The sequence below is a fragment of the Salinispora fenicalii genome (genome assembly GCF_000514815.1).
Lineage (GTDB): Bacteria > Actinomycetota > Actinomycetes > Mycobacteriales > Micromonosporaceae > Micromonospora > Micromonospora fenicalii.
The window spans coordinates 95,522-114,602 of the sequence record NZ_AZWQ01000010.1; the positions used below are offsets into that span (position 1 = coordinate 95,522).

Consider the following 19,081-nt stretch of genomic DNA (forward strand, 5'->3'; position numbering starts at 1 on the left):
GCATGTCCACCATGGCTGTTGACGACGTCGCGGTCGCCCCGGTCAACGCGGGGTTCTGGACCCGGAACCGGAAGGCCGGCCTGGTGCTGACCGCGCTCGGCCTGCTGGCGGTGTCGCTCTTCACCACGCTCGCCGCCAGTGAGCCGGCCCGGTTCACCCTCAGCGAGGACGCCAGCGGCGCCGCGTTGAAGATCAACGGTACGGTCGGCGCGGCCCTCTTCGGGGCGGTTGCCCTCGCCGCCGGCGTGGCGATCCTCGCCGGGCTGCCGACGCGTTGGTTCACCCTCGTGCTCGGTGCCGGCCTGGTCGGCTTCGTGGTGAGCTTCCTCTGCTGGCAGGTCTCCACCGCGCCGACCGGGCAGAACTTCATGCCCCTGGTCAACATCGTCCGGGGTACCTTCATCTTGGCCCTTCCGTTGATCTTCGGGGCGCTGGCCGGCGTGCTCTGCGAACGCTCCGGCGTGGTCAACGTGGCTATCGAGGGGCAGTTGCTGATGGGTGCCTTCAGCGGCGCCCTCTTCGGCAGCCTCAGCGGTAACCTCTGGGTGGGCCTGGTGGCCGCGGCGATCGGCGGTACCTTCATCTCGCTGCTGCTGGCGGTCTTCGCCATCCGCTACCTGGTGGACCAGGTGGTCATGGGGATCGTGCTGAACCTGCTCGCGGTGGGGATCACCGGCTTCCTCTACGAGCGGCTGATGCAGCCCGACCCGGCGAAGTACAACAGCGCCCCACGGTTCAGCGACTGGGAGATCCCGCTGCTGTCGGAGATTCCGGTGCTCGGGCCGGCGCTGTTCGCCGGCAACATCTTCCTTTACCTGGGTCTCCTCCTGGTCCTGGTGATTCACATCGGGCTGTTCCGCACCCGGTGGGGCCTGCGCACTCGTTCGGTCGGTGAGCACCCGACCGCCGCCGACACCCTCGGCGTCCGGGTGCTGCGGCTGCGCTACCGCAATGTGCTGCTGGCGGGGGCGGTCGCCGGCATCGGTGGTGCGTCGTACACGCTCGCCCTCTTCTCGTTCACCAAGAATATGATCGGCGGCAAGGGCTTCATCGCTCTGGCGGCGCTGATCTTTGGCCGGTGGAGCCCGACCGGCGCGCTGCTGGCGGCGCTCTTCTTCGGCTTCGCTGACCAGCTCGCCACCTACCTGAGCGCGATCAACAGCACCATCCCGAGTCAGTTCCTGGCGATGCTGCCGTACCTGGCGACGATCCTGGCGGTAGCGGGGCTGGTGGGTCGGGTCCGGGCGCCGGCCGCCGATGGAAAGCCGTACATCAAGGGTTGATGGGACGCCAGATGGAGATCGACTGGGAGCGGCTGCGCGCCGCGGCGACCGAGGTGATGCGGCACGCGTACGTGCCGTACTCGAAGTTTCCGGTAGGGGCGGCCGCCCTGGTTGACGATGGTCGCGTCGTGGTCGGCTGCAACGTGGAGAACGCGTCGTACGGCATGGTGCTCTGCGCCGAGTGCGGCGTGATCTCCGCACTGCACGCCACCGGTGGCGGGCGGATCACCGCGCTCTCCTGCGTTGACGCCACCGGGGAGCCGCTGATGCCGTGCGGGCGGTGCCGGCAGCTGCTCTGGGAGCACGGTGGCCCGGAGTGCCTGATCGAGGCGAAGGGCGGCGCGCTGCGGATGGCCGAGCTGCTGCCGCACGCCTTCGACGCGGCGGATCTGGAGGCGGTGACCGGGGAGGACCCGGTTCCGGTGGTGCCGGAGCGGCTGGCTGCCTGGCGGGGACGCGGGACGGTCTTCGTGCACCCGGACCTGTCGGCGGGGCAGCAGGTGTGGACGGCGTACTGGGAACGCTCGGCGGGGGAGGCCGGAGACGGCGAGACCGGCGTTCTGGAGGAGGGGCCGAGCTGGGACGATCCAGCGGAGGCGATCACCTGGGGGCTGGCCCGGGTGCCCCGGGTCGTGGTGGTGGACGCGGCCGGCACGATCTTCTGGGCGGGTGAAGGCGAGCCGCCGTTGGAGATCCCGATCCGGTGGCCGGGCTGAGCGTACGGGCCGAGGGCCGACCAACGGCGGGACACAGCGGAGCGTGCGGGTGCGCAGCCCGGGCCGAGAACGTGGGGGAAAGGGTAGTCTCATGGCGGAATTTGCAACGGTTGATGTCATTCGGGCCAAGCGGGACGGCGCGGTCCTCTCCGACGCACAGGTTGACTGGGTGGTGGACGCCTACACCCGGGGCCAGGTAGCGGACGAGCAGATGGCCGCGCTCGCGATGGCGATCCTGCTGAACGGGATGACCGCGCCGGAGATCGCCCGATGGACCGCGGCGATGATCGCCAGCGGAGAGCGGCTGGACCTGTCGGCGGTTGATCGGCCGACGGTCGACAAGCACTCAACCGGCGGTGTCGGAGACAAGATCACCCTGCCGTTGACTCCGTTGGTGGCGGCCTGTGGTGCGGCGGTGCCGCAGCTCAGCGGTCGGGGCCTCGGGCACACCGGCGGCACGCTGGACAAGCTGGAATCCATTCCGGGCTGGCGGGCATCGCTTCGCAACGAGGAGTTCATCGCCCAGCTGCGCGGCGTCGGCGCGGCAATCTGCGCGGCCGGTGCCGGTCTCGCGCCGGCCGACCGCAAGCTGTACGCGTTGCGGGACGTGACCGGCACGGTGGAGGCCATCCCGCTGATCGCCAGCTCGATCATGAGCAAGAAGATCGCCGAGGGTACTGGCGCTCTGGTGCTCGATGTCAAGGTCGGTTCAGGTGCGTTCATGAAGTCGGTCGACCAGGCCCGGCAACTGGCCCGTACCATGGTCGAGTTGGGCGGCGCGCACGGCGTCCGCACGGTCGCCCTGCTGACCGACATGTCCACCCCGTTGGGGCTGGCCATCGGCAACGCGGTCGAGGTGACCGAATCCGTGGAGGTACTGGCGGGCGGCGGACCGGCCGACGTGGTCGAGCTGACCCTGGCCCTGGCCCGCGAGATGCTGGACGCGGCCGGGCTACCGGACGCTGACCCGGCGGCGGCGTTGCGCGACGGCCGGGCGATGGATGCCTGGCGGGCGATGCTCCGGGCCCAGGGCGGGGACCCGGATGCCCCGCTGCCCACCGCGCCGGAGGTCGAGGTGGTCCGCGCTGACGAAAGCGGTGTGGTGGCCCAGATCGACGCGTACGGAATGGGGGTGGCCGCCTGGCGGCTCGGTGCCGGACGGGCCCGCAAGGAGGACGCGGTGTCTGCGCCGGCGGGGGTGCTGCTGCACAAGCGCCCCGGTGATCCGGTCCGGGCTGGTGATCCCCTCTTTGAGCTGCGGGCCGAGCACGCCGACCGGATCCCGGCGGCCCGGAAGGAGGCGGTGCAGGCGGTACGGATCGCAGCGTCCGCACCGGAACAACAGCCGCTGGTGCTGGAACGAATCAGCTGACCGTCCGTTCCGTTCCCTTCGGCGGAGGGATATTCTGCCTGGCCAGGAGGACGTTCCGGCCAGCCAGTCCGAACAGACGAGGATAACCGTCGTGGCGGTACCTGCCCCAAACCCCCGAATGGTGCGTGCGGCCAGCCTGGAGGAGTTGTCTCGGCTGGGTCTGCCATTGCCGCCGGCGCACTTTCCCCTGGTGTGGGAGCCGGGCGATGAGATCGAGTTGCGCCCGACCGGCGAGATCGAGACGCGGGTCGCGGTGCTGCACCTCATCCTGGCCCGCTGTTTCGGCATGCCGCCGCAGGCGGCCATGAGCTGGCTGCTCGCCTCGCATCTGGTGGAGACGGTCACCCCGCCGGAGTGGCAGTTCGTTACCGGCGGCAAGGGTGATCACCGCTCGTTCGTGCTGCACTACGACGCGTTGTACGCCCTGGCCTGGGTGCTCGGCCTAACCCGGCAGTTGGACCCGACGCTGCCGGTGGATGAGCGGCTGGTGGAGCGGATGCCGAACATTCTGGCCGGTGAGACGATGTGGCGCTGGCGGTCGCGGACCCTCACCGCCCCCCGGGATCCGGCGGACGCGGCGGCCCTGCTTGACCTGCACTACTGCCTGGACTGGGCTTATCTCGAGGTGGAGCACGCCCACCGAACCCTGCCCGGCCTGGTGGACGCCAATGCGATCGGGCAGCGTCGGTGGGCTTTGGAGTGGGCAGTGGTCCTCCGGGGCCCCTACCATGACGAGCCCCCCGGTTGGGAAGAGGTGGATCTCTCCACCTAGCGGCGGCGGTGGACGCCGAGCCGGACGGCCACGGTCACCTCGACCGGGTCGGGCAGGGCAGCGATCTGTTCGGCGAGCCCGGCTGGATCGGTATGCCAGGCGCTGGGTCCCATCCCGACCAGGGCGGCGATCTCCGGGCGGGTCAACGTCAACCGGCTTCGGTGTTCGGTCTCCGACTCGGTGGCGAAGTGCTCTCCGAGGCGCCCGGCCACCCGGTCGGGCTTCGCCGGATCTACCCGGAGCAGGCCGAGTGCGCCGACCAACTCGGTGAGGTGGTCGGCGGCCGGCGTGACGACCAGCAGCGCGCCGGCCGGATCGAGTACCCGGTGAAACTCCGCTCCGTTGCGCGGGGCGAAGACGTTCAACAACACGGCGACTGACGCGTCGGGCAGCGGTAGCTGCTGCCAGGTGTCGGCCAGCGCCGCCCCGGCTCGGCTGTGTGCGCGGGCCGCGCGACGTAGCGCCGGCTTCGACACGTCCAGGGTCAGGCCGACGGCGTCCGGCAGCGCCGCCAGCACCGCGGCGAGGTGCCAGCCGGTGCCGCCACCGGGCTCAACCACCAGGGGGTACGCCGCGGTGGTCGCCCCGGGCTGGGGATGCGCGGCGCGGTAGCGGGTGGCGGCGACCGCGGCTGCTTCGGCCAGCGCCCGGGAAATCAGGTCGTAGTGACCGGCGGCGAGGAATTCGGCGCGGGCGGCGACCATCTCGCTGCTGTCCCCGACGTGTGGTGCCCGGCCGGCCAGGAGGTTCACATAGCCCTGCCGGGCCACATCGAAGCTGTGTCGGCGCGGGCAGGCCAGCGTTTGGGCGGTGCCAGCGGTCGCCTCGGCCAGCGGTAGGGCGCAGATTGGGCAGCACAGCCGGTGGCGGATGCGGGGATCCATGTCGGGCTCCGGGCCGGTCGGTGGCGGGCCGGGCGGTCACCCGGTGGACCGGCATCCTACCGACCCGGCTGCCGTGTCGATCACTGCCGCGCCCGGCTGACGGGCGTGAGCCGGGCAACGCGCCGCCGGGTCTGACGCTGCGCAGGCGCCGGGGCCGACTAGGGTCTGACCATGGTCGCCACTATCCGGTACGAGGACATCGTCCAGGCCCCCAAGGCGTTGCTGCACGATCACCTAGACGGTGGCCTGCGACCAGCGACGGTCGTCGAGCTGGCCGCTGAGGCGGGGCACGAGTTGCCGACGACCGACCCGGAGGCGTTGGGCCACTGGTTCGTTGACGCGGCCAGCTCCGGCTCGTTGGAGCGGTATCTGGAGACTTTCGCGCACACCGTTCAGGTCATGCAGACCGCCTCGGCGCTGCGGCGGGTGGCCCGGGAGTGCGCGCTGGACCTGGCGGCCGATGGTGTCGTCTACGCGGAGGTTCGGTTCGCGCCGGAGCTGCACCTGGAGCGGGGCCTAAGCCTGGACGAGGTGGTCGCGGCGGTGATCGCCGGTTTCGCCGAGGGCAGCGACCTCGCCGCGGCGCAGGGTACGCCGATTCGGGTCGGCACGCTGCTGACCGCCATGCGGCACGCCGCCCGCTCACAGGAGATCGCCGAACTGGCCGTGCGGCATCGGGACATCGGTGTCGTGGGCTTCGACATCGCCGGGGCCGAGGCCGGCTTCCCGCCCACCCGGCACCTGGATGCCTTCGAGTACCTGCAGCGGGAGAACTTCCACTTCACGATCCACGCTGGTGAGGCGTTCGGGCTGCCGTCGATCTGGCAGGCCATTCAGTGGTGCGGAGCGGATCGGCTCGGCCACGGGGTGCGGATTGTGGATGACATCACGCCTGGGCCGGAGCCGGTGCTTGGTCGGCTGGCCGCCTACGTGCGCGATAAGCGGATTCCGTTGGAGCTGTGTCCCTCGTCGAACGTGCAGACCGGAGCGGCCCCCTCGATCGCCGACCATCCGATCGGGCTGCTGCGGGATCTGCGGTTCCGGGTCACGGTCAACACCGACAACCGGCTGATGAGCGGCACCTCCATGTCGCGGGAGATGGCTTTGTTGGTGGACGCGTTTGGGTACGGCTGGCGGGAACTGCAGTGGCTGACGATTAATGCCATGAAGAGCGCCTTCATCCCGTTCGACCAGCGGCTACAGATTATCGATGAGGTGATCAAGCCGGCGTACGGGCGGTTGTTGACCAGTACCGGGCAGTCGTAGGGCGGAGCCCCGGGTGCCGGTGAAGTCGGCCGCTGGGATTGCGTTCATCGCTGGGAACGCTCGCAAGGTCACTGGCAAATCATCCCTTCGATGCCGAAAAGTGGCGAACTGGCTGTCGGAATTGACCGACTAGCTGTACCTGAATCGTCGCTGACCGCGTATAATGGCGCGCCTGGCTCGCCACGGGGCTGGCTGGAGCGCTGTATCTCCTCTGCCCCGTCGGCGTGCCAGGGGGCGGCGCTCCCGAACGACCTGCCCTTTTGGGGGCGACGGTAGCGGGTTCCCAGAATTCGGGCGGCAGCCGTTGGCGCCGAGCCGGAAGCCTGGATCATCCGGCTATGTACGACTTTTGCTGGCCGGAGTGGCGGTTAGCAGGGAGACGCGGAGGGGGCGCTCCATTGCGTTGGGTAACTCAGGTCAGACTGAATGCGATCGAATCGCCAAAACATCTCGCTGTGGTGGTGGTCAAGGCCAGCCTGGGCTTTCTCTTTCCGGGGTGGCGTGGTGGAATCTCGGATGGCCCGATCCAATGGGTCGGTCACCGGGTGTTGCCCGAGGGCAACGCAAAGGCTGCAATCGCGAGGGCGGTGACGTGAGCAAACGACCGAAGACGGCAGGCTCGCCCCTGTCGCGTCTGCGCCGGCCTGCTGGTCGGCTCCGCGACCTGCCGATCTGGTCCAAGCTCGGTCTCATCTTGATCGTGCCGACCGTCGCAACAGCCATCGTGGGTACCAGTGGCATCGTTGACCACCTGCGGACGCTCAACAACGCCGATCGGTCCGGCGACCTCGCCAGCCTGGTCGCCTACTCAGGGGACCTGGTCAGCCAGCTGCAGGACGAGCGGACGGAAGCGATCCGGCTACTCGGCGAGGATCGGCGGGCGCAGCGGGAGGAACGCAGCGCGGCCTACGAGGAGGTGTCCGCCCGCGTCGACCAGGCGAAGGAACCGTACGCCAAGAGTCGGGGTGAGGTTGAGGACCTGCCCACCACGCTGGAGAACCAGCTCCGCTTCATCGACCAGACCCTCGCCGACCTGCCCGGAACGCGAAGCCAGGTGCACAACGGTCGGCTCAGCACCACCCAGGCGCAACAGCAGTACGACGCCCTGCTCGCCGATCTGATCAACCTGCGGGACTCGGCCACCCAGCTGGCCGGCGACGCCGAGCTGAGCGACCGGATGCGGGCCGCGACCGCCCTGACCCGGAACAAGGAGTACCTGTCCCAGCAACGGGATGTGGTGCACATTGCCCTCAGCCGGCAGCTCACCCCCGAGCTACGGAACACCTACATCTCCACCTGGACCGGCCAGCGACAGTGGCTGGAGACTTTCGCCGCCGTCGCCGACCGTGCTGACCAGGAGCTGTACGACCAAACGGTGGCCGGTCCCGACGCCCGCGAGGCGGACTCCTACAACAGCAACCTGCGGGGCCTCTCCGACGCCAGGAACCTGGCGAGCGTCGGCTTCACGCCCGACCAGTGGGACAACGCGATGGTCGCGTACGCCGCCCTGGTCCGGGAGGTGGAGGCGAAGATCGACAGAGATGCCGTCCAGCTCGCTGACGAGCTCCGGTCGGCCGTGCAGCTGCGGGTGTTCCTGGAGACCGGGCTGCTGCTCAGCATGCTGCTGCTCGCCATCCTCTTCGCCTACCTGGTCGCCCGCTCGATGGCGCGGTCACTGCGCGACCTGCGGCAGGGCGCATTTACGCTCGCCGAGCACGGGCTGCCGCAAGCCGTCGCCCGACTGCGGGAGACACAGGCCGCCGGCGGCCAGCAAACTCCGGTGCAGCTCGCCAACCGGATCGCCGAGCCGCTGCCGGTGCGCAGCAAGGACGAGTTCGGTCAGGTGACCGAGGCATTCAACGCGGTCCACCTGGAGGCGGTGCGTACCGCGGCGGAGCAGGCCGCCCTGCGGGCTTCCGTGGCGACCATGTTCGTCAACCTCGCCCGTCGGTCGCAGATCCTGGTCGACCGACTCATCGGCCAACTCGACCGACTGGAACAGGGCGAAGAGGACCCGGACCGACTGGCCGAGTTGTTCCAGCTCGACCACCTCGCCACCCGGATGCGCCGCAACGACGAGAACCTGCTGGTCCTCGCCGCCGCGGACTCCAGCCGCGTGCAGCGGGAACCGGCCGCCCTGATCGACGTGCTTCGCGCCGCCCAGTCCGAGGTAGAGCACTACACACGGATCGAGTTCGGCGTCATTGATCGCGACATCGAGGTCGCGGCCGCCGCCGTCAACGACCTGGTACACCTCGTCGCCGAGCTGTTCGACAACGCGACGGCGTTCTCGCCGCCCGAGTCGCAGGTCGTCGTGGAGGCCCGCCGGGTCGGCGACTCTGCCTCCCTCTACGTGGAGGATCGCGGCATCGGCATCAGCCCGGAACAGCTGCGGGAACTGAACGAGAAGCTTGCCACCCCGCCACAGGTGGACGTGGCGGTTTCTCGGATGATGGGGCTGGTCGTGGTTGCCCGGCTGGCGTCCCGGCACGGGGTCAAGGTGGAGCTGCGCTCCGGCGTCGATCGGGGAGCCGTCGCGGAGGTAAGCCTTCCGGCTGGCGTATTGGTGCCCAGGGCGCTCGCCGCCGGGCCGCAGCTGCCCCCCGGCCTGCCACCAGCGGTGAACACCAGCACGACGGCATCTTTCGGGGCGTTGTCCGCGTCGGCTGGTTCGCACTCCGGCCCTCGCCCGGGTGAGTCGGGTAACCAGGTAGCGCTCGGTGGCCGGCCGTTCGACCCGGCCCACAGCAACGGTGCGGGAACCCCCTCGAGTTCGCCGCGGGCGATGCCGACGTGGTCCGATCTCACCGGTGCGGACAGCGCCATCACCGGTTTCACCGGTGCGAAGAGCGCCACCGCCGGCGGTGAACCGCACGCCCCGTTCCCCACCAACGGGCAGCCGAGCGACGCGTTGCCGCAACGGCGTCCCTCGGGTGGGTCGGATGTCACCGGTCAGCAGCCGGGGATTCCGCGACAGCTGCCGAGCAGCCCAGAGGCACAGCCGTACGCCGAACCGCCGAGTCCCTACCCCGGGTGGTTGGTGTCTGGCCCGCCGGCCGCGGGTATGCCGACCTCCGCGTCGCCGGTGTCCGCTTCCCCGACCTCCGGGCAACCGATCTCCCCCGCACCGACCTCCGCCGTACCGGCCTCCGGCCAGCCGTACTCGGCGCCGTTGCCGCAGCGTCCGGCTACCACGGCCCCGACCAGCGCCGCGCCACCGGCCTGGCCACCAGTGCCCAGCGCGGCCGGAGACACCGCCGCTGCCTCGGCCTCCGAACGGGTCCCCACACCCCCCGATCTGACTACCGAGCTGCCCCGGGTACCAGGTCCGGCCGGCCCTCCTCCGGCCGCGCACCCCGCTGCGCCGGCCTCGGCCGGCCCAACTGCTCCGGTGTCAGGCCCCCAGCCGGCCGCGGCTCCGCCGATGTCAACCGCACCGCCGACCGCGTCGGCCCAGAATCAGCAGCCGGCGGCCGACGCGACGATGGAACTGCCGATCTTCCGAGAGTTGGAGTCGGCCTGGTTCCGCACCCGCCGACCCGGCGCAGAGGAGACAGCCAAGGGCGCCGACGCTGTCGGGGGCGGCGGTGCCATGGGGTCGGGTGGTGCCACGACCCAGCAGTTCGCCAGGATAGATGCGGACAGGCAGCAGCAGACACCACCCGCAACGACAGGTAACACATCAATGGCAGAAACCCCGACGACCGGTGGTACGTCGCATCAGAACGGCACAGCGAACGGGAGCACACCCCCCACGGGCGGCTTCGCCCAGCGGCGGGGAAGAGCTGGTGAGGGCTGGAGTACCGCCGCCGACGATGGTTGGCGGGCCGCTACCGCGGCCAGCGACGTACAGGTGGCGGCGACTACCTCCACTGGCCTGCCGAAGCGCACGCCGATGGCACAGCTGGTACCGGGCGCGGTGGAGAAACCGTCGGCATCGGTTCAGCGGCGCACGCCCGAGTCGGTCCGAGGGTTGCTTTCCGCGTATCACCGTGGGGTCCAGCGTGGGCGCAAGAATCCGTCGGACAGCAACCGGACCAGCCCGGAAGGAAGTCCGGGTGGGCAGTCCTCGCAATCTGGCTCAGGCCCAATGGCCGGGAGCGGGCAGAAGGAGCAAGAAGGATGACTACTACGCAGGATCTCGGCTGGCTTCTCGCCAACTTCGCCGACCGGGTGCCGGGAGTCGCGCATGCGGTCGCCGTGTCGGCGGACGGCCTACTCCTCGCGGCCTCACGGGACCTTCCGCGGGATCGGGCCGACCAGTTGGCTGCCATCGCATCCGGTCTGGTCAGCCTTACCCAGGGCGCAGCCCGCTGCTTCGAGGGCGGTGCGGTGCTCCAGACCGTGGTAGAGATGGACAACGGTTTCCTCTTCCTGATGTCGATCTCGGATGGCTCGTCGTTCGCCGTGCTCGCCGCCCGTAATTCTGACGTGGGGCAGGTTGGTTACGAGATGGCCCTCCTGGTTGACCGGGTGGGTGATGCACTGACCCCGCAGCCGCGTGCGGCTGCAGGCATGCCGGGCTGATGTTTCGCTGACCGGGTGGTCGGCGGGGCAAGGACAACAACGAGGGGGTCGACCCGCGCCGGCCGGCCCCGGGTGCGAAGGAGGTGAACGGCGACATGACTGATCATGACGAACCGACCGGCGCGTTGGTCCGTCCGTACGCCGTGACCCGGGGTCGCACCCGTCCCCGACTCGACATCGCGATGGAAGCGCTTATCGAGACGACGGTGCGCGGGCGGGCCGTTGCCACCGGCAACGGCGGACACGGCCGTGAGCACCAGTACATCGCCGCGCTCTGTGATGGACGTGTGCAGTCGTTAGCCGAGATCGCGGCACGGATGCAGCTTCCGCTCGGGGTGGCCCGGGTGCTCATCGCCGACATGGCGACAGATGGCCTGGTCGCGGTCCATGAGCCGACCATCCTGGACGACTCGGACGACGTGGTGGGCACTGAACTGCTGGAAAGGGTGCTGAGTGGACTTCGCAGGCTCTGACGTGGCGCGTCCGCCGACCGCGAGCGGCCGCGTGACATCGGCGAAGATTGTCATTGCCGGTGGATTCGGCGTCGGTAAGACGACGCTGGTCGGCTCGGTCTCGGAGATCACGCCGCTGACAACGGAGGCGATCATGACCTCCGCGAGCGTGGGTGTTGACGACAATCGGCAGGTGCCGGGGAAGTCGACGACCACGGTGGCCATGGACTTTGGCCGGATCTCGATCGACCGAGACCTGATTCTGTACCTGTTCGGTACGCCCGGTCAGACTCGGTTCTGGTTCATGTGGGACGAACTGGTCCGTGGCGCTATCGGTGCGGTTGTTTTGGTCGACACCCGTCGGCTCGCTGACTGCTTCGCGGCGATCGACTTCTTTGAGCACCGGCGGCTGCCCTACCTGGTGGCCATCAACTGCTTCGATGGGATGCAGTACCACAACCCGCAGGAGGTTCGGGACGCGCTGGCAATCCCCAGCGAGGTGCCGGTGGTGGCCTGCGATGCCCGCAATCGAGAGTCCACGAAACACGTGCTGATCTCGCTTGTCGAGTATGTGCTCACCATGCGTCGGTCCCGGGCTGTCGCCCGGGCTTGATTGACGTGCGGGTATCCGGCGACGACGAGGTCGTCGTCGGATGGATACCTTAGCCGTTCCACGCCGCGGGCCAGGAGTAGCTGACCCGCGCCCGCATTCGCCCACGGTCTGCTTGGAGGAGAAAGTCGAAGAGCCCCCCGGCCAGCTGCCGGGGGCTCTGTGCGATTTAGCTGGCGTTGATTGCGGCCTAGGCCCTGGGAGTCAGGACTGGTATCCGGCCGACCGGAACTCGTACTTTCGTTCCTCGTCGCGGTCACCGGTGTCCCGGGTGAAGTCCCAGCCGCCAGCGGCTTCGCGCCCCGGGCGACCGCCGACCGCGAACCCCCCAATCTCTTGACCGCGACGCCAGCCGCGGAAGTAGCCGGTGGTGTTCTCCGCGAGGCTGGCCGGATCTCGAACGATCCGCAGTGGCCGGTCGTCCCGCTTCGGCGAACCGGGGACCAGGTTGGCCTGCGGCACCCGAATGGGAAGGCCCGCTGCCGTCTCGGAGCCAGCCTTCGGTTTCGCCGCCTGCATCGCCGCCTGCTCCGCGGCCTGCTCCGCGGCCTGCCAACCGGTGTCGTTCAGCGACGACCAGTCCACCTCGTCGTCTTCGCTCTGACCGACGAACCAGGCCGACTTCGCCTGGGCGAAGATGAGCAGATCCCCGTCCCCGTCGTCCGCGACCGGTGGAGGGCGGTGCTCCACCGGCGGCAATTGCTGCCCGGTGGCGCGCTCGGTGGGCTGGTGGCTGTGGGGCCCATCCCGGTCAACGACGCGGAGCGGTGGCGTCTCGAGCTGCGGCTCAGCCCCATCGCGCAGCGCGCGATCGGCCAGCGGTGGCGGCTCGACCAGGCGCAGCACCGGCGGTTCCTGGGGCATATCGTCGGCCAACCACGGCGGCGGCACTCGATTCTCCGCACCTGGATCGGTCGGGGCGTCCACCCCCTGCCCGCCATACGAGTCGGCCATGGAGCTACGCACGGAACCGTCCGCCGGGTCCGGGGTGTTCATCAGCGGCCAGTTCGCCCGCGAGCCCGGGGGAGCGGGATCCCGGCTGGGGCGCGGGGTGGGCACCGGCACGCTGGCGTCGGTCACGCTGAACCCGCCACTCGGTGTCGGCGGTTCGGCCTTCGCGTTGGGTCGTGGCGCGTTGATGGTGCGCTGCCGCTCAGCGCGCGCATTCTGGATCGCCGCGGTGGTCAACGTCGCCCGGAACGGCTCGCCCGCCTCCGCCGGTGAGCTCGAGCCGCGCTGCGACGGCGGCGCGGGGGTGCTGCCGGGCGACGAGATGGGGCGGTTCGTCGGACCGTCAACGGGGCTTGGCGTTGCCTCCGGCAGAGCCGGTGCCGCAGAGACCGGCGGACCGGCCACGGCCGCGGGTGCGATCGGCTCCGGGGCCACCGGCGGGGGTGCGACCGGCATCGGTGCTACCGGTGGGGGGCCGAGCGGACGCGGGGAAGGCGGGGCGGCCTGGCCCGGCATCGCCTCTGGCGGGGACCGACGGGCACCAGCCGGCCGGGTGGGCAGGGCGGCGCCGGCGGAGGCCGGGTCGTCGATCGGCGTACCGCGTCGGGCGGCGGTCCGGCGGGCCGGAGCCGGAGTGCCCGCCCGGTCATGGAGCACACCGACCAGTGCCTCACAGCCGACGTCGCAGGCCCGGACCGCGGCGACGGCCTGCCGGACGGTCGTGGACACCGCTGAGGTGAGGGACCGGCTGACCGCGGCGCGGCGCGGGGTTTCGGCGACCGCGACCCGGAGGGCGGTGATCGCGGCCTCGATCATCTCGGGCGCGGCGACGCCCGCGGCGGTGAGGTCCGCGACGACTCGGTCGGCCGGCTCGTCCGGCCCGGCGCTAGCCAGCATCCCGGGCTCGGGCAGGGCGTCCAGCACCGCCAGCGCAACCGGCTCGGCCGGGTCAGGGTAGGCCTGTAGGGCCGCCGGGAAGAGTTCCCGCAGCACTTCCCGCAGCGCGACCGCGGCCGAATGCCGGCCATTGGCGAGCGCGGCGTGCGCGGCAAGGACCGGCTTGTAGCCGGCCAAATCCCGTGGTGCGGGGAGCGCGACGGCGGAGAGCGCCCCGGCTTGCAGGGCGCGGGCGAGGCCGATGGCCCGTCGCTGCACCGGCGGTGCCTGCGCCTCCTCAAGCGAGTCGTCGTCGGCGAACCGCTCGGCGAAGTCATCCACCGAGTCGTCGTCGGCGACCGCCAGCGGACGACCAGCGGTGCTGACGAGGGAGGTGACGGTGTGGTCGTCGTTGTCGGCGGCGATCGCCGCGCCGCTCGGACCGCCCGATCGCTCCACGAGCAGGGTAACCAACTGGGCGTAGCCGGCGGGGTCGTCGCCGATCTCGCAGACGTGTAGCAGACGACCAGCGTCGTCGACTACAGCGGATGTCAGCGTCGAACCGACCGAAGCTGGCCGCTCAGCCGGATCCGCCGAGGCCAGACCGCAGTACACGCGCACGAGCGCCACGGAGTCGTCCTCCTCCCGGGACACAGGTCGTCTTCTCTGCCAGAGAATGATGCTCCCTGGTACGGGTCAGTCGCGCCAGTCCACAACGGCAGAGATCTTGCCGACAATGGTGCGCCAACCCAGGCTTGCGGTTTGTGCCCCGATCTTCTTGAGTCGGCGCCGGCCGCGAAAGCCGCCAATCCCCCCGTTGGCAGCCGCCCGCAACGCCTCGTCCAGGTCGTCGAGGCTGGAGCCAGCGGAGAGCATCTCCAGCACGGCGGGCATCCGCAGCGCGTACGAGAGGTCACGGGCGACCTCGCCCGCCTCAATGAGTAGCGTCGAGTCCCACGCGTCGTGCCCGCCGCGGAGGTTCTCCACGACCAGGTCGAGCTCGTACACGTCCTCGTCGAGCGGCGTGACGTCGGCCGGCTCCACCCGCTCGGACAGCTCGCCCCAGCTGTCTAGCTGGGACAGATCATTGGGAGCGCCGGAGCGCACGAAGCTGACCAGGGACTCGGTCGTCTTGAAGAGCAGCAGCCGACCCTTGTGACTGAGGAAGATCGGCACCTCTTCATCGCCCGCGTCGTCCGTGGAGTCGGTCGAGGCAGCCTCTGCCTCGTCCCCCGAGTCCCCGCGGGCGTCGCGCTCCTCCTTGTCGCTCTCCGCGAACTCCTGGGCGACCTCCTCGTCGAGGATGACGACCTCATCGTCGTCCTCTTCGGTCACGACCTGGCGCCGGGCGAGGAAGGGGTCGTCCTGGTCGCGCTCTTCGACGTCGGTCGGGGTCAGCTCCCGAGCTGGGCGGTAGGCCCGCAGCGTGTAGCCGGTGCCGGCGGGTAGCGCGATTTCCACCGGGTCGATCCGCAGCTCCGCCCAGAGCGCGCGGGCGGACTCAGCCGACGCGGCGGCGGTGCCGGAGGCAGCCGAGTCGTCGAGTTCAGGCTCGTCGGAATCGGGTCGTTGAGGCGACTGGCGGGCCACGCTGACCTCCGTGTGCTTCGGATTGCCCACCCGCCAGGTCGACCCAGCGGGTGACTACGCGCACATACCCTAGTGGGCGGCACCGGACTGTGGTGTCGGTACCCCGGCGGCGATCGGGAATTACGGACGTGCGAGCGGACCGCGACCTGCCGGCGGGCGATGGCCGGATCGCGTGTCAACCCTGAACTGCTGGCCCGGCCCGATCAAGGCAGCGGTCCGAGAGCGAGATAGCCGCGCTCGGCCGCCTCCTGGAGCTGCCACTGATCCCGGTACCAGCCGGGCGTGGCGACCAGGTCGGCGTGCCGGCCGCGCTGGACCACCCGGCCAGACTCGAGCACCAGGATCTCGTCAACCGCGTCGAGGCCACGCAGCCGGTGACTGATCAGCAGGACGGAGCGGTGGGTCGGCGTGGCGGCCAGCACAGAAGCCAGTACGTCGTCCGCGGCCACCGGGTCGAGCCCTTCGGTCGGTTCGTCGAGCACCAGCACCGCCGGCTCGGCGAGGAGCGCCCGAGCTAGCGCGAGCCGCTGCCGCTGGCCGCCGGAGAGCTGCCCGCCCTCTTCGCCCACCACTGTGTCCCAGCCGTCGGGCTGCTCCCGTACCCAACCGGCCAGCCCAGCGGTGACCGTAGCCGCGACAAGGTCCTCCTCGGTCGCGTCGGGGCGACCGAGTAACAGGTTCTCCCGGACCGTGGCGTGGAAGACGTACGCCTCGGCGAGTAGGCCCCCGACGTAGCGGGGAAGGAGCTCCGCCGGGTAGGCGGAGAGCTCCTGTCCGTCCAGGATGATCCGTCCGGCGCTCGGCCGTACGCTGCCGATGAGGGCGGCGGCGAGGGTGCTCTTGCCGGCGCCGCTCGGCCCCACCACGGCGACCCGCCGGCCGGGGGGCAGGTCCAGGCGGAGCCGGTCGAGGGCGGGCGGCCCCTCGCTGCGGTAGCGGACGGTGACATCGTTGAATCGGATCTCCGCGGCGGTGGGGGCGGGGCTTACCGCGGGTGTGGCTGCGGTTGCTGTCGGCGTCTCCCGGAGCAGCGCGGCGACTCGGCTGAGGCCAGCGCGGAGGCCGGTCCACTGCCGGGCGGCGCCGACGAGGGCGAGCGCGACCTCGACGGCGACCAAGGTGCCGACGGCGAGGACGCCGACCAGCACCCCGTTGACGCCATCGGCCAGGGCCACCAGCAGCACCGCCCCGGCGGTCAGCCCGGCCACCAGGACACCCAGCGCGTCCACCGCGAAGCCGGCCGCGGCCAGCCGCCGTTCGATCTGGGCCAGCCGTTGGATCCGGTCGGTTGCCGCGCCCCGGGCCCGATCGGTGGCCCCGAAGGCGGCGAGGTCGGCAGCGCCGTGAGTGAGATCAACTGCGTCGGTGGCCAGGGCACCGCGTAGCGGCGCCAGCTCGGCGGCGGCACGTCGGGTCAGCGCAGTGGCCAGCGCCGGCAGCGCGACCCCCGCGAGTAGCAGCCCAACCGCGAGCGCTCCGGCGGCGGCCGGTGAGACGAACGTGGTCGCGGCGACGGCCACCACACCCACTAGCCCCGCCGCCGTGGCCGGAACGAGGACCCGTAACAGCAGGTCCTGGACGGCTTCGACGTCGGAGACCAGCCGGCTCAGGGCGTCTCCGGAGTGCTGCCTGGCGCTGTCCCGCCGGGACGCCAGGGCGGCGAAGACCCGGGTACGGACATCGGTGACCAGCCGCAGCACCGCGTCGTGCCCGGCCAGGCGTTCGGTGTAGCGGAGCACGCCGCGCCCGATGGCGAGCGCACGGACGGCGACGATCGCCACCGTCAGCCGGTCCAGCGGTGGGCGGCCGGCGGCGCTCATCAGCAGCCACGTCGCGGTGGACATCAGGGCCAGCGCGGCGAACTCGGTGGCGGCGGCGAGCAGGCCCGCGCCGACTAGCCGGTTCAGGTAGGGGCGGGCCAGCCGCAGGACCACCCGCTCCGGCGCGTCGGCACGCCCGGTGGATAGCGGCGTCCCATCGCCGTCGGTGCCGTGGGCCGGGGGAGTGCCCGGGTAGCTGGTCGGGTCGGAGACACTCATCAGGCCGTCCTCCCGGCGGGGGTCGGGGTGAGCTCGGTCACCCGCCCGTCGGCGACCCGCAGCACGCGGTCCGCGTCGGCGAGCAGCGCGGGGCGATGGGCCACCAGCAGCGCCGTGCGGCCGGCCACCAACGTGCGAGTGGCCTTGAGGACGGCTGACTCGCTCCCCGCGTCCAGGCGGGCGGTCGGCTCGTCGAGCAGCACTATCGGTGCGTCCCGGAGGAAGGCTCGGGCAAGCGCGACCCGTTGCCGTTGACCGCTGGAGAGGCCGTGCCCCCGCTCACCGAGGCGGGTGGCCAGCCCGTCGGGGAGCGCGGCGAGGACATCGGTCAGCGCCGCGTCGCGCACGGCGCCAGCCAGCGCGGCGTCGGGTGTGTCCGGGGAGCCGAGACGGATGTTGTCCGCCAGTGAGGCGGCGAAGAGGTGGGCCCGCTGCGGAACCCAGGCGAGGTGGCGACGCCAGGCGTCCAGGTCGGCCTGGGCTAGGTCGACGCCGTCCACGGTGACCCGGCCGGAGGTGGGCGGAACAAATCCGAGCAGCAGGTTCAGCAGGGTGCTCTTGCCGGCGCCGCTTGGCCCGACCACCGCGATCCGTTCGCCGGGCTGGATCGTCAGCGTGACATCGCGCAGCGCCGTGGTCCGGTCGTAGGCGACGGTGACACCCTCGAACCGGATCACGCCCCGGCCGTTCGGCTCGGCTGGGCCCGTCCCGGTGCCGGCCTCGGGTGCCGCGGCGGAGAGGGTGAGCGCCTCGTCCAGCGCGGTGAGCCCCTCCATGCTGGCGTGGAAGCGACTGCCGGCAGTCCGCAGCGGCAGGTACGCCTCGGGGGTGAGTAGCAGCACCAGCAGCGCGGTCTGCAGGGTCAGCCCGCCGCCGAGCAGCCGGACCCCGACCGGCACCGCGACCAGCGCGACGGAGAGGGTGGCGACCAACTCCAGCACCAGTGCGGAGAGGAACGCGATGCGCAGCGTCCGCATGGTCGCCACCCGGTGCCCGTCGGCCATCCGGCGGACCACCTCGGTCTGGGCCCGGGCCCGGCCGAACGTCCGCAGCGTCGGGAGCCCGGCGATCATGTCCAGGAAGTGCCCACCGAGCAGCGCCAGCCGCCGCCACTGACGTTCCGTCGCCGCCTGCGCCTGCCAGCCGAGCAGCGCGCCGAAGATCGGGATGAGGGGGAGGGTGACCGCGATGATGAGGGCGGAACTCCAGTCGGCGACGAAGATCCGGGCGAGTACGGCGATCGGCACGGTGACGCTGAGGACGAGCTGCGGCAGGTACCCGGTGAAGTAGGCGTCCAGCGCGTCCAGCCCGCGCCCGGCCAGCGTCGCCAGCTGCCCGGCCCGCTGTCCGGCGACCCAGGTCGGGCCGTGCCGACCGACCGCGGCGAGTAGCTCGGCCCGCAGCGCTGCCTTGACGGTCGCGGCGACCCGGGCCGACACCGTTCCCTGCGCCCACACCAGCAGCGACCGGGCGCTGATCGCGGCGACGAAACCGGCCAACGCGGGTCGGTTGAGCCGCCCGTCGAACGCGGTGGCGAGCAGTGCGGCGAGCGCGGTCGCCTGCGCCAGCACCAGGCCCGCGGCGAGTACGCCGAGGAGCGCGAGCACGGCGAGGTCGCGCCGGGCCGCGGGGACCCGTCGCAGCAGACGTGGATCGAAGGGACGACGGTTCACCGCTGTCCCGGTGCCCTACCGTCGGTCCGTCCCCGGAACTCCCACCAGCACATTTCGCACAGCCTAGTCG

General features: G+C 71.0%; 14 protein-coding genes. 9 read left to right on the top strand and 5 right to left on the bottom strand.

Translation table 11 applies throughout. The annotated features are described in order from the left end of the window. Positions 1-2: 2 nt before the first annotated feature. The 4 genes from B116_RS0103570 (at position 3) to B116_RS0103585 (ending at position 4,143) form a co-directional block, all read left to right on the top strand. Entirely contained in the window at positions 3-1,283 is a 1,281-nt protein-coding gene (locus B116_RS0103570; RefSeq protein WP_018721238.1) for an ABC transporter permease, read from the top strand. Next, the gene (locus tag B116_RS0103575; RefSeq protein WP_018721237.1) at positions 1,283-1,999 is read left to right on the top strand and encodes a cytidine deaminase; all 717 of its coding nucleotides are present in this window, start codon (positions 1,283-1,285) and stop codon (positions 1,997-1,999) included. Before B116_RS0103570 ends, B116_RS0103575 begins: the two co-directional genes overlap by 1 nt. Positions 2,000-2,090: 91 nt before the next feature. Beyond that, a complete protein-coding gene (locus B116_RS0103580; RefSeq protein WP_027659228.1) occupies positions 2,091-3,371 on the top strand; it encodes a thymidine phosphorylase in 1,281 nt (426 codons plus the stop codon). Between the two features lie 118 nt (positions 3,372-3,489). Then, positions 3,490-4,143, top strand: coding sequence for a DUF4272 domain-containing protein (locus B116_RS0103585; RefSeq protein ID WP_018721235.1), 654 nt, complete (start codon positions 3,490-3,492; stop codon positions 4,141-4,143). Here B116_RS0103585 and B116_RS0103590 read toward each other — a convergent pair. Beyond that, positions 4,140-5,027 (bottom strand): putative RNA methyltransferase, encoded by an 888-nt coding sequence (locus B116_RS0103590; RefSeq protein WP_027659229.1) that lies wholly within the window; start codon positions 5,025-5,027, stop codon positions 4,140-4,142. The genes B116_RS0103585 and B116_RS0103590 overlap by 4 nt on opposite strands. 171 nt (positions 5,028-5,198) lie before the next feature. On the opposite strand from B116_RS0103590, the gene B116_RS0103595 reads away from it, so the two are divergent. The 5 genes from B116_RS0103595 (at position 5,199) to B116_RS0103615 (ending at position 11,885) form a co-directional block, all read left to right on the top strand. Beyond that, positions 5,199-6,293: an adenosine deaminase gene (locus B116_RS0103595; protein WP_018721232.1), complete on the top strand. Its 1,095-nt coding sequence runs from the start codon at positions 5,199-5,201 to the stop codon at positions 6,291-6,293. A 592-nt stretch (positions 6,294-6,885) separates the two neighbouring features. After that, positions 6,886-10,419 carry a nitrate- and nitrite sensing domain-containing protein gene (locus B116_RS0103600; RefSeq protein ID WP_027659230.1) on the top strand — a complete coding sequence of 1,178 codons (3,534 nt, stop codon included), beginning with the start codon at positions 6,886-6,888 and terminating at the stop codon, positions 10,417-10,419. Continuing rightward, positions 10,416-10,820: a roadblock/LC7 domain-containing protein gene (locus tag B116_RS0103605; protein ID WP_011904728.1), complete on the top strand. Its 405-nt coding sequence runs from the start codon at positions 10,416-10,418 to the stop codon at positions 10,818-10,820. The genes B116_RS0103600 and B116_RS0103605 overlap by 4 nt, the downstream gene beginning before the upstream one ends. Before the next feature lie 95 nt (positions 10,821-10,915). Then, the gene (locus B116_RS0103610) at positions 10,916-11,293 is read left to right on the top strand and encodes a DUF742 domain-containing protein (protein WP_026321520.1); all 378 of its coding nucleotides are present in this window, start codon (positions 10,916-10,918) and stop codon (positions 11,291-11,293) included. 1 nt (position 11,294) lies between these two features. Beyond that, entirely contained in the window at positions 11,295-11,885 is a 591-nt protein-coding gene (locus B116_RS0103615) for a GTP-binding protein (RefSeq protein ID WP_026321519.1), read from the top strand. Positions 11,886-12,086: 201 nt separating this feature from the next. Here the strand turns inward: B116_RS0103615 and B116_RS0103620 are convergent, their stop codons facing one another. From B116_RS0103620 to cydD, 4 genes are all read right to left on the bottom strand, one after another. Continuing rightward, positions 12,087-14,339: a transposase gene (locus B116_RS0103620; protein ID WP_188115987.1), complete on the bottom strand. Its 2,253-nt coding sequence runs from the start codon at positions 14,337-14,339 to the stop codon at positions 12,087-12,089. A 66-nt stretch (positions 14,340-14,405) separates the two neighbouring features. Next, positions 14,406-15,329, bottom strand: a complete 924-nt coding sequence (locus B116_RS0103625; protein WP_018721227.1) for a hypothetical protein — start codon at positions 15,327-15,329, stop codon at positions 14,406-14,408. 173 nt (positions 15,330-15,502) lie between these two features. Continuing rightward, positions 15,503-17,338: a thiol reductant ABC exporter subunit CydC gene (cydC, locus tag B116_RS0103630; RefSeq protein ID WP_027659231.1), complete on the bottom strand. Its 1,836-nt coding sequence runs from the start codon at positions 17,336-17,338 to the stop codon at positions 15,503-15,505. Continuing rightward, complete coding sequence (gene cydD / locus B116_RS0103635; protein ID WP_027659232.1) at positions 17,338-19,011, bottom strand: thiol reductant ABC exporter subunit CydD; 1,674 nt, start codon at positions 19,009-19,011, stop codon at positions 17,338-17,340. The genes cydC and cydD overlap by 1 nt, the downstream gene beginning before the upstream one ends. Positions 19,012-19,081 lie beyond the last annotated feature (70 nt).